Genomic DNA, 11,571 nt, shown 5'->3' with positions numbered 1-11,571 from the left:
CGGTTTTATTTGTTTTTTAACAACTTGTTAACACTTAGAGCTCAGTATTGAAATCTAATCATTCTGAGAATTCGTTAAATTTGAGTGAATTGCTAAATCAAGAGAATGATACGAAGAACTAATATTCAGGAAAAACTGAATCGAGAACGGAATCGAACTACATCTAAAACATCTTTATTCCGGCAAATAGAGGAGATTTTGAAGCTTAATCAGAGTGAACGCGAAAGAATTTTAAATACTATTAGCAATGGAGTACCTAAGACATCAAATGAATTCGATTTCGATATACTGAAAACCGAAAATATTTATCATATCGACCAAATTCAAAAAATTTGCATCGATTACCGTTTGAGGTTTTTAAACTCTTCATTTTTTAAAGGAGAAATACCTGCCGAGGCAATCTCTAAAATTAGAAGGCTTGAAAAAACTCATGATACAACAATAGATGGGTTGAAAATATTAGCCCCTTCCAAATTATTCAAACTAGAAGATAAAGATGACCCATTGCTATTTGCTCCAATAGGCAATGATTACTTTTATCTAATTCACAAATGGGGAAACGACCTTCATCCTCTTAGAAAACTACTGATGTGGCCTTTTAAAAGTGTGGTCAACCTAACCTTGGTCGTCGTACTCTGTAGTTACTTAATGACTTTGATGGTACCAAACGGTTTGTTTTCAAAGAATAGTACTACCGCCCAATTTTGGATTATTTTCTTTTTCATGTTCAAATGTATGGCATCGGTAGTCATCTTTTATGGCTTTGCCCTGGGAAAGAACTTTACTCCGGCCATTTGGAACAGCAAGTATTTCAACAGCTAGATTTTCAAGGATAAATATTTTGAAGATGAAGTTTGCTCGTCGTTATTCCACAAAAATGGAATGAGGCACACCATCTACATCTAAATTGTCGATAAGTGCAGGATTGGGAGCGGGTTTGATTCTTAATAACCCACCACGGTTATTACTGCCTATTTTTTTATATCCTATCAATATAAAATCATTTTTCTCATCGTAAGAAACCATTGTAGTACTTTCTATCTCAAACTCAAATTTACGTTGTGCCTCAGATAGAAAATTCTCATAAGCATACAGTATAGCAGAATTTTTCTCAAAATCGTAAACTGCTGATATCACCGGATAAATACTATGCGTCCCACCTGGCATATCGTAATATAATCTACCGGAAGCGTCAAATTTCATGGTACTTGCAGATTTAAAATTCGGTTCAGTTCCTACTCCGTATTTTGTAGTGGAAACTGCTAACGAATTGTTGTCAATAGTCATGTGTAAATCATCAAAACTGACAATAATATTATCATTAGGCCCCTTAAAAATGCGTCGAGCACCAAAAGTGAGTAAATCATAATAAATCAGGAGGTTTATCTGAGCGTCAATGACATTTATACCATATTTACCCGATAGTTTTTCATCAAGTGTAAGCACAAAAAGTCTATCATTCGCAAAGGCCATTTCAACCGGCTTATGACCCAATGCTATATCGGTAAAAACAACTTCTTCTGAAGAAGTGTCAATTGCCCTTACATAGTAATCGCTTATTTTTTTTGAAGTTTTAATTTCATAAGCTATGTAGAGACTGTTTTCCGTTCTAAGGATAGCATTTGATTTGAGATTGCAAGCACCTAAATCTTCAAATACAATTTCTGAAGCCACATTTTTCCTCTCAAAATCGTAAACAGTTATCTCACCATTGCAATCACCGCTTTGATGATAATAACTGAAAAAATCATCTTCAACATAAGTTATTTTTGGAGTAGAGTTCAGTGTAAAAGCACTTTCTGTGGCAGTTGCTACACTAAGTTCACCAGTTACATTAATAGCTATTGAAGAAAGTTTTTCTTTATCCTGCACCAAAAGGGTATAGGCAGAGTTTACTCCATTGGTTTTGTCGGTCGAATTGCCATCACCATCTGATTTAGTACAACCGATGACCACCATTGCCAATGAGGCAAATAGCAGATTGTAGGTTTTCATGATGTAAGAGTTTGGATCGATAAAACCTTAAACAGGTACAGCGTACATTTTCTCGCGCTGCTCTTTCAAAGCTTTATCAGACATATACTCTTCAAACGATAAATATCTATCAATGTTGCCTTTAGGTGTTAGTTCTACAATTCTATTGGCAACCGTTTGGGCAAATTCATGATCATGGGTCGTAAATAACACTGTACCCTTAAAGTTTTTAAGTGAATTGTTAAATGCAGTAATGCTCTCTAAGTCTAAATGGTTCGTAGGTTCGTCTAACATAACTACATTCGCCCTCATCATCATCATTCTACTTAACATACATCTCACCTTCTCACCTCCAGAAAGTACGGTACACTTTTTTAGAGCTTCTTCTCCACTAAAAAGCATTTTTCCTAAAAAGCCTCTGATGTATACTTCTTCTCGCTCTTCTTCGGTTTTTGCCCACTGCCTTAACCAATCTACGAGACTGATATTTTCGGTAAAGAAATCAGAATTATCGGCAGGCAAATATGATTGATTTGTGGTTACACCCCATTGAAAAGAGCCTTTATCAGCTTTGCGCTTGTCATTTATTATATCATAAAAAGCGGTAGTAGCACGTGAATCTTTTGATATAACGGCAACCTTATCACCTTTAGCCAAGTTTAAGTTTACGTTGTTAAAAAGAACATCACCCTCTTCAGTAGAAGCTGATAAACCTTCAACATTCAATATTTGATCACCGGCCTCACGCTCTCTTTCAAAAATTATTGCAGGGTACCTTCTACTCGAAGGCTTAATATCTTCTACCTTAAGTTTAGACAGCATTTTCTTTCGAGATGTTGCCTGTTTACTTTTGGCAACATTGGCGCTGAAACGCATAATAAATTCTTGAAGTTCTTTAGCCTTTTCTTCTGCCTTTTTATTTTGTTGGGCTCTTTGACGTGCTGCCAATTGACTACTCTCGTACCAAAAGGTATAATTACCCGAATACAGGTTTAATTTACCAAAGTCGATATCTGCTATACTGGTACAAACCGAGTCTAAAAAGTGTCTATCGTGAGATACTACTATTACCGTGTTCTCGTAATTGGCCAAAAAGTTCTCTAACCAATGAATGGTTTCGTAGTCCAAATCGTTGGTAGGCTCATCCATAATCAAAACATCAGGGTTTCCAAAAAGAGCCTGCGCCAGTAAGACACGAACCTTGAGTTTAGAATCTATATCTGCCATTACCGTAAAATGATGGTCTTCAGAGATGCCTAAATTAGAAAGTAATGCCGCCGCATCACTATCGGCATTCCACCCATTCATTTCTTCAAATTGCACCTGAAGCTCACCTATCTTGTCTGCGTTTTCATCACTGTAATCGGCATATAGTGCATCTATTTCTTTCTTTATTGCGAAAAGTGGTTTATTACCCATAACAACTGTCTCAAGTACAGTTGCTTCATCATAAGCGTTATGATTTTGTTCCAAAATAGACATTCGCTTACCCGGCTCAAGCGAAACATGACCCGAAGTAGGGTCTATTTGACCTGATAAAATCTTTAAAAAGGTCGATTTACCTGCACCATTGGCACCTATAACTCCATAACAATTTCCTTCGGTGAAAGTAACATTGACTTCATCGAATAAAACTCTTTTTCCGAACTGAACAGATAAATTTGATACCGATAACATAGCGCATATTTTTTAAAATCGGTGCAAAAGTACTGAATTATAAATGCCTTACCAATAATCTTATTATCTAAACTACTTGTCGAAATCATTAACGTAACGCGCTAATATTTAACTCGCTATTAACAGCATAGGTTATGGGGTTGATTAATTTTGTTTATTGTCTAGCTGATAACGTTATATGAATAAACATTTACTCTATCTTTTTCTTTTCTTATTGGCGGCCTGCGGGGCAGAAGAAGAAATTTCTCAGAACGTTTTTTTTGCCGGTGAAATCGTAAACCCGACAACTACACATGTCGTTCTTTATAAAGGAGATGTAGTAGTCGATTCTGCAAAATTAGATGAAAGAAGCCGATTTTCTTTTCAACTTGATTCGATTACGGAGGGGCTTTATCATTTTAACCACGATCCCGAGGTACAGTATATATATTTACAAAAGGGAGATAGTATTGTCATACGTCTCAACACGGTCGATTTTGATGAGTCGCTTATCTTCACCGGAAGGGGTGAAGAAATAAATAATTTTTTATTGGAACTTTTCTTGGCCAATGAAGAGGAAGCTGAAAGAATTAGGTCATACTACACTTTAGAACCCAAAGAGTTCGCCACCAAGATAGATTCTTTGAAACAAGAAAAACTGGATATTTTAGACGGTTTGACCGTTGAGGCCGACTTATCTGACAAAGAGGAAAAAATTGCAAAAACCAGTGTTTTCTACAATTATAATATGTACAAAGAAGTTTACCCCTTTAGGCATAAAAGACGAACGAACAATAGTGTTATCAATGACTTGCCCGACGACTTTTACGATTACCGGTCAGAACTTACCTTTGACGACCAAGACCTTACCTATCTTCGCCCATACTATAATTTTGTGAAATATCATGTGGGAAACCTTTCTTACATGACCTGTGTCAATTCTTGTGATATTGAAACAAGTGTAATTCGAAACCAACTGCATTTCAACAAACACAAATTACATATTATAGATAGTTTGGTTGAAGAGAAAGAATTGAAAGACAACCTCTTCCGGAATGTTGCTTTTGACTACTTACTTAAAGTGCACGATACGGAAAAAAACAATGAATCTTTTATCGAAGGATTTCATGAGCTTTCCAGTAACAATCGGCACATTAATGAAATCAATACTTTATATGAAGGCATTAAGAATATTCAACCTAACAAAAAAATACCCAGCATACAGGTCTTAGATTTAGAGGGGAATACTATTTCATTGCCGGAAATCGCTAAAAACCAAAATACCGTATTCTATTTTTGGTCCGGTACCGATAGAACCCATTTCGAAAACATTAAGCGTCGAATAGCTAAACTCACCTCTGAGAAACCCGACTATTCGTATGTAGGCATCAACATCAAAACCGAGCAGGGCCATTGGAAAGCGTTATTGGAAAGTTCCAATTTGGATCCTGAAAATCAATTTAGGGCTCCTGATTTTGAAGCACTTACCAAAGCCTTGATTATTTACCCTCTAAACAAATGCATCGTTACCAAAAATGATGTTATCGTAGATGCTTTTGCCAATGTTTACGGGCCTTTGTAAATAAAAAAAAGGAGGATTACCACATCCTCCTTTTATAACATCATGTTCTAAATAAAGAACTATTTATTGCCTTTTTGGTAATCTGCCAAAAACTTCTCTAATCCACTATCGGTTAGAGGGTGTTTTAAAAGCCCTGTAATTGAATCAAGGCCACCTGTCATGACATCCGCGCCTATTTTAGCACATTCAAGCACGTGCATGGTGTGACGAATGGAAGCTGCCAAAATCTGAGTTTCAAATCCGAAATTATCATAAATAAGACGAATTTCTGCAATTAGGTTAAGACCATCTGTAGATATATCATCTAATCTACCGATGAAAGGCGATACATAAGTTGCACCTGCTTTGGCTGCCAAAAGAGCTTGACCTGCAGAGAAGACCAACGTACAATTCGTACGAATACCCTTGTCCGAGAAATACTTAAGTGCTTTCACGCCATCTTTAATCATTGGAACCTTTACGACAATTTGATCGTGTAGTTCTGCAAGCTCTTCACCTTCTTTGATAATTTCATCAAACTCGGTAGAAATAACTTCAGCAGAAACATCTCCTTCAACGATGTTGCAGATATCGACATAGTGCTTCAATATATTGTTACGCCCGGTAATACCTTCCTTTGCCATCAAAGACGGGTTGGTTGTTACTCCATCAAGTACCCCTAATTGCTGAGCTTCTCGAATCTGGTCTAAATTTGCCGTGTCTATAAAAAATTTCATTTGTGTTGTTTTTATTAGATTTAGAATTAGATATAAGTCGAAAATGGGCTATTTAACCCAAGATCACGAATTTACAATTTATAATGTTTAAGTAAGAGTTTCTCGTACAGTTTATCCGGCAATACACCCTTTAATACTGTAGAGAGTTTTTGCAGAGGCTCCCCTACCTTATAATGCACCTTTGGGTGTTGTGTGTTTATGATTTCAAGAACTACTTTTGCCACGGCTATAGGATCACCGCTGGTATCAACATCCTCATCGATCATCTTTAGGGTTTTTCCGTAATTTTTGGCATATGGTGAATTTTCAACTATGGGGGCATGATACCTGCCTTTGGCAATATTCGTTTTAAAATCACCGGGAGCCAATGTACAGACCTTTATACCAAAATCTTTAACTTCCATTCTTAAGGCTTCGGTAATAGTGCCTAATGCACCTTTGGTAGCCGAATAGATTCCCCTGAAGGGCAGCCCCATATAACCGGCAATTGAAGTAATATTAATAATTACTCCGCTCTTTTGCGCTCTCATATGAGGTATGACTGCTTTAGACATATGTAGGGGACCATGAAAATTGGTCTGGAAAACCCTATCGATTTCGTTATGTGGGGTTTCTTCAATAGGCCCTGTTATACCCATTCCAGCATTATTGATAAGTATATCTATACGCTGTTCTTTTTCTAGTATGCCTTGAATAGCCTTTTTAATACTTGAAGGGTCGGTAACATCAAGCTCTAACAAATCAAAAACCTCAAAATCCGGATGCTTTTCTAAACTACGGGTGGTACCGTACACTTTAAAACCCATTGATTTTAGGTAAAGCCCTATGGATTTTCCGATACCGGAAGAACCGCCGGTAATGAGCACAACCTTTTTTTTCATACATCTGCAAAATAACGAATAAATTGAGCTGAACGGAAAGAAATTTAGAATTTGATAATGGGAATATAAATAGGAAGAATCAGAATGCAAAGTAAAGCATGATACTTCACTTTAGGGCACAAAAAAAGGCAAGCTACCTACATCGCACCGCTACAACCGTATACCCTTGCTGCGTTCCCACCCTGGGGGATTCTACAGGAGCTGGTCGTGTAGGACTTGCCGACCGCAAATATACAACCTTTTGTAACTTTGACAATCGTTTACCTCCTAATTTTATATTCGAATATTGATAGGAGTTCGTTATTTTTGTCTTTTATATCTGGTCCTCTGAGGACTACAAATCAGACATTACAATGAATACCCTTAAAATTTTTTCATCAAGTATTTTATTTCTCTTTATGGCTTGCGGAGGTGATAACACCCCTTCATCCCTATTTGAAATTGAATTTAACGATAACGGCAAAAAAATTCAACAGAATCAAAGCCTAGCTGTATCCATAAAGAATAAAAAAAATAAAGAAATTCAACAGGTCACTTACCTCCTAGAGGGAAATGAACTTGAAGTAAATGATGGAAAAATCACCCTCAATGTACCTACCTTAGGCGATAAAACCTTGAATGCCAAGGTTAAATACGAAGATCAAACTGTAGAGGTGACGAAGAACATCAAGGTTTTGGCGGCTAAATCACCTGAAATCTATACCTACGAAATTGTAAACGAGTACCCTCACGATAACAAGGCGTATACCCAAGGTCTTGAATTTCATAACGACACTTTATACGAAAGCACTGGAAAAAATGGACGCTCGTCATTAAGAAAAGTAGATTTTAATACAGGAGAAATTTTCCAGCAGGTAAATTTAGAGGATAACTATTTCGGCGAAGGCATTACTATCCTCAATGATAAAATTTACATGCTAACGTGGCGAAGCGGCACCGGCTTTGTTTATGATTTAAAAGACTTGAAGAGACTCGATACCTTTCAGTATGGCAAAAGCAAAGAAGGATGGGGCCTGACCAATGATGGTAAAAAACTGTATAAGAGTGATGGAACCGAAAAAATATGGTTTCTGAACCCTGAAACCCTTGTTGAAGAAGGCACTATTGAAACAGTGACCAACAAGTCAATTAACGATAGTGCAAATGAACTGGAGTATGTAGACGGAAAAATATATGCCAATGTCTATCAAAAGCCCAGTGTTATGATTATTGACGCCAAAAGTGGAGCTATCGAGGGTGTTATCAATTTCAGCGGGTTAAGCAATAAGGTTACACATCACCAAACCTGGAGCGATACCGACAATGTTCTCAACGGTATAGCCTATCACCCCAAGAGAAAAACTTTTTTCGTAACCGGAAAAGAATGGGACAAAATGTTCGAAGTGACCATTCAAAAAAAATAGATGCATAAATTTCAAAAGAAACTGGTCGTTAAAAAAGATGATTTAGATGATTTAGACCACGTGAACAATGTTCGCTACGTACAATGGATTCAAGATATTTCAAAAGAACATTGGTTAAAAGTCTGCCCTGAAGAAATAATCAAAAACAACATATGGGTGGTGATGACCCATCACATTACCTATAAGCTTGCTGCGAAGTTAGGTGATGTTATTAAAATCGAAACCCACATAGCCAGTAGTAAAGGGGCGAAGTCTGTACGTGTTGTTGAAATGCATGATGACCGAACCGGTCAACTATTGTTGCATTCGAAAACGGAATGGTGCTTACTGAATTCCGAGAGCTTAAAACCCATCCGAATCTCAGAAGAGATTAAAGAATTATTTGCTGAGTAAGTATTTTGATCTCTATATAGAAGTGATTTTATATGCGACATTTCCTCGTCATATCGATAACTATTCTAACCTTATTCGGCTTTTCATGCCGAAAAGACTTTGAATATACAGCTAGCTCGGGCAACTTGCATTTTTCAAAAGACACAGTATACTTAGATACTGTTTTTTCCTCTATCGGTTCAAGCACCTACACTCTCAAAGTTTATAATCACTCTGGCAATGACATACAAATACCAAGTATATCTTTAGGTAAAGGTCAAGAAAGCGCGTATCGCCTGAATGTAGATGGTATTGCCGGAAAAAACTTCACTAATATTCCGGTGAACTCCAAAGACAGCCTATTTATTTTTATTGAATCTACGATTGACATTTCAGATGCCGGTATTAACGAATTTCTTTATACTGATTTGCTCCAGTTTGACGAGGGCGATAATTTACAGGAAATTGCATTGGTGACCTTAGTGAAAGACGCAATATTCCTTTACCCTGAGAAAGATGCAAGTGGTAAAAAAAGACAGATTTTAGTAGAAAACGATACCGAAGAAAATCTAACAACTGTTCCTGGTTTTGAGTTTGGTTCCGATGAATTAGTGCTTACAAATGATAAACCTTATGTGGTTTACGGCTACGCGGCGATACCTCAAAGTAAATCATTGTTGATTGAAGCTGGCACAAGAATACACTTTCATAAGAATTCAGGTCTGTATGTCAGCCCCGGCAGCTCTCTAAAAATTGAAGGCGCTGTTAGTCAAGATTCTTTGCGTTTAGAAAATGAAGTGATTTTTGAAGGAAACCGTTTAGATCATGAGTTTTCTGACCAGCCTGCACAGTGGGACGGAGTGATTATTGCTTCAGGTAGTACAAGTAATGAAATAAACCACCTAACCCTAAAAAATGCATTGACAGGCATAAAGGTTTTCGGTGATGATATTTTAAACGAACCAACCTTATCTCTAAGGAACACACAGGTCTACAATAGTTTAATTAATAACTTAAGAGCTATATCAGCCTTTATAATAGGTGAAAACTGTGTGTTTGGTAGTTCAGGTGGCAGCTCATTTCTAATTAATTCTGGAGGCAGTTACAGCTTTAACCATTCAACTATAGCCAATTATTGGACTGACGGATTAAGAACATCAAGTGCTCTTCAAATTGATAATGAGCCTTTTGGAAAAAGAGAAAATTCCGAATTAATAAAAGCAGATTTTCAGAACAGCATTATCTATGGAAATAATGCTAATGAAATATCGCTGACAAATAATAACAGTAATACCTTCAATTATTTTTTTAACAATTGTCTCATCAAACTTGAAGATCAAGCAATGCAAAACGAGTCTCCTTTTGACGCTGTAAATGACAATCATTATTTAAATAACTTTTTTAATGAAGATGTGCATTTTAGAAATACAATTCATAATAATTTTCAGCTTTCACCTGAATCGTTTGCTATAGGAAAAGCGGATCCAGACATTTCAGTAAACGTACCTCAAGATATCAACGGAATCTTTAGAGATGAGAAACCTGATATCGGGGCATATGAGTTTCATTAACTTATTTGAATTCCACTATATATTAGTTTAAAGTACAAAACCTCAAGTTTTATACCCTAACCCCTCACCCATTTCAAATTCTTTTCTAGTGGCGCTATTTGATAAATAATAATGAATAGAACGCCTAACATTTTAATAATTACTTATTTTTCTTACAATATCGACTAATTTTTGAAAGTATTTTCTCTCAAACAGTCTAATTTTCAGTATTTTAGGCAGAAAAGCCCCAATTATTGTGGGGAATAACTTGGTTCGTTTATAACTTACTATCAGTAAATTGCATCAAAATAATAGTTGAACTTTTGGAATATAATTACACCATAATCGATTCTGACGCAACTTCTAATCTGCAATTGCAGCATTATTTAGAAGAATATGGTGATTTCACATGCACTTCTATTGCAAAAGATAGTTCTGAAGGCATCAATTCAATTTTAAAGTTTTCTCCTCAGATAGTTTTCATCAACCTAAACGAAAAAGCGCAAGAATATTTTCAAATGGTGATGGAACTACACCAATACTTGACTAGTCTACCTATTATTATTGGTATCTCAAAGGGTAAGCATCATGCGTACGATGCTATTAAAAATGGTTTTTTCGATTATTGGCTAATGCCGTACAATGAGTTTGATATTAGAAAATCGCTCTTACGGCTAAAAAAGCAAATTCCGGCAGAGCAAGAGCCCCAAACATTATGTCTTAGTTCTTATCGAGATTTTCAATATTTAGACACCGACGAAATTCTTTATTTGAAAGCTGATAACAATGCTACGGAATTTATAATGAAAGATGGCACAATAAACAATGCCTACAAGACGTTAAAGACCTTCGAAAATCAATTGCCAAAAAACTTTGTACGCATTCATCAAAGTTATATCGTAAATACGGATTGTATTTCAAGAATTAGCTATGGTAAAGCAATATGCACCCTAAAGCACAGCAAACAGCAATTACCGTTCTCAAAATCTTACCGAAAGAATATCGATAATTTGAAGCAATTGCTCTCAAAAAACACCATTTCTACCTTAAATTAGTCGAATACTCATAGAATTTGGTCATAAGCTAATAAACTTAGGTCGTTTACTACTACTTTTTTTTCTGCACAATAATTAATTTACTACCACCGTAGTTTAGCAGTAAGAAAAACAACAATAACCCCTAAATTTCTTTTGATTATGAAAAAAGTAGCAAGTATTTTCGCAGTAGTAGTAATGGCAATCGGAATGTTCTCTTGTGAGGCAGAAACCAACTTAGAAGAAACAGAAGCCGTATATAAGCTAAACGTTGATGCCGCTACGGATGGTGATGATGTCCGCCAAGATGATAGAGAAGATGGATAATATAAAATTTGTATAGTTTTAGTAAGAAGCCTTAACGTAAATTTAAGGCTTTTTTTATACCTTGTATTTAACAAAC

General features: G+C 36.2%; 11 protein-coding genes and 1 other RNA gene. 7 read left to right on the top strand and 5 right to left on the bottom strand.

Annotated elements, in window-relative coordinates; genetic code table 11:
- Positions 1-105: 105 nt before the first annotated feature.
- Positions 106-822: a hypothetical protein gene (locus IV512_RS01740; RefSeq protein WP_209400042.1), complete on the top strand. Its 717-nt coding sequence runs from the start codon at positions 106-108 to the stop codon at positions 820-822.
- Between the two features lie 42 nt (positions 823-864).
- Here the strand turns inward: IV512_RS01740 and IV512_RS01735 are convergent, their stop codons facing one another.
- On the bottom strand, positions 865-1,995 hold the full coding sequence (locus tag IV512_RS01735; RefSeq protein ID WP_209400040.1) for a hypothetical protein: 1,131 nt from the start codon (positions 1,993-1,995) through the stop codon (positions 865-867).
- A 27-nt stretch (positions 1,996-2,022) separates the two neighbouring features.
- A complete protein-coding gene (locus IV512_RS01730; protein WP_209400038.1) occupies positions 2,023-3,651 on the bottom strand; it encodes an ABC-F family ATP-binding cassette domain-containing protein in 1,629 nt (542 codons plus the stop codon).
- 178 nt (positions 3,652-3,829) lie between these two features.
- Here IV512_RS01730 and IV512_RS01725 point away from each other — a divergent pair, with 178 nt between their 5' ends.
- Entirely contained in the window at positions 3,830-5,212 is a 1,383-nt protein-coding gene (locus IV512_RS01725; protein WP_209400036.1) for a transaldolase, read from the top strand.
- A 59-nt stretch (positions 5,213-5,271) separates the two neighbouring features.
- On the opposite strand, the gene fsa is transcribed toward IV512_RS01725, so the two are convergent.
- From fsa to ffs, 3 genes are all read right to left on the bottom strand, one after another.
- Complete coding sequence (gene fsa / locus IV512_RS01720) at positions 5,272-5,928, bottom strand: fructose-6-phosphate aldolase (RefSeq protein ID WP_100868789.1); 657 nt, start codon at positions 5,926-5,928, stop codon at positions 5,272-5,274.
- A gap of 71 nt (positions 5,929-5,999) precedes the next feature.
- Positions 6,000-6,809 carry an SDR family oxidoreductase gene (locus tag IV512_RS01715; protein WP_209400034.1) on the bottom strand — a complete coding sequence of 270 codons (810 nt, stop codon included), beginning with the start codon at positions 6,807-6,809 and terminating at the stop codon, positions 6,000-6,002.
- Between the two features lie 123 nt (positions 6,810-6,932).
- Positions 6,933-7,031, bottom strand: an RNA gene (gene ffs, locus IV512_RS01710) — signal recognition particle sRNA small type.
- Between the two features lie 131 nt (positions 7,032-7,162).
- Here ffs and IV512_RS01705 point away from each other — a divergent pair.
- The 5 genes from IV512_RS01705 (at position 7,163) to IV512_RS01685 (ending at position 11,495) form a co-directional block, all read left to right on the top strand.
- On the top strand, positions 7,163-8,212 hold the full coding sequence (locus IV512_RS01705; protein ID WP_209400032.1) for a glutaminyl-peptide cyclotransferase: 1,050 nt from the start codon (positions 7,163-7,165) through the stop codon (positions 8,210-8,212).
- Positions 8,213-8,605 carry a thioesterase family protein gene (locus IV512_RS01700; RefSeq protein WP_209400030.1) on the top strand — a complete coding sequence of 131 codons (393 nt, stop codon included), beginning with the start codon at positions 8,213-8,215 and terminating at the stop codon, positions 8,603-8,605.
- A 32-nt stretch (positions 8,606-8,637) separates the two neighbouring features.
- On the top strand, positions 8,638-10,155 hold the full coding sequence (locus IV512_RS01695; RefSeq protein ID WP_209400028.1) for a hypothetical protein: 1,518 nt from the start codon (positions 8,638-8,640) through the stop codon (positions 10,153-10,155).
- A gap of 302 nt (positions 10,156-10,457) precedes the next feature.
- A complete protein-coding gene (locus IV512_RS01690; protein ID WP_100872153.1) occupies positions 10,458-11,189 on the top strand; it encodes a LytTR family DNA-binding domain-containing protein in 732 nt (243 codons plus the stop codon).
- 141 nt (positions 11,190-11,330) lie between these two features.
- Positions 11,331-11,495 carry a hypothetical protein gene (locus IV512_RS01685; RefSeq protein ID WP_209400026.1) on the top strand — a complete coding sequence of 55 codons (165 nt, stop codon included), beginning with the start codon at positions 11,331-11,333 and terminating at the stop codon, positions 11,493-11,495.
- Positions 11,496-11,571: the final 76 nt, after the last annotated feature.

Origin of the sequence: Pseudozobellia sp. WGM2 (genome assembly GCF_017810075.1) — a bacterium.
GTDB lineage: Bacteria > Bacteroidota > Bacteroidia > Flavobacteriales > Flavobacteriaceae > JADNYK01.
The sequence above is the reverse complement of the archived record's forward strand: the minus strand, read 5'-3'. Positions and strand labels throughout refer to the sequence as shown.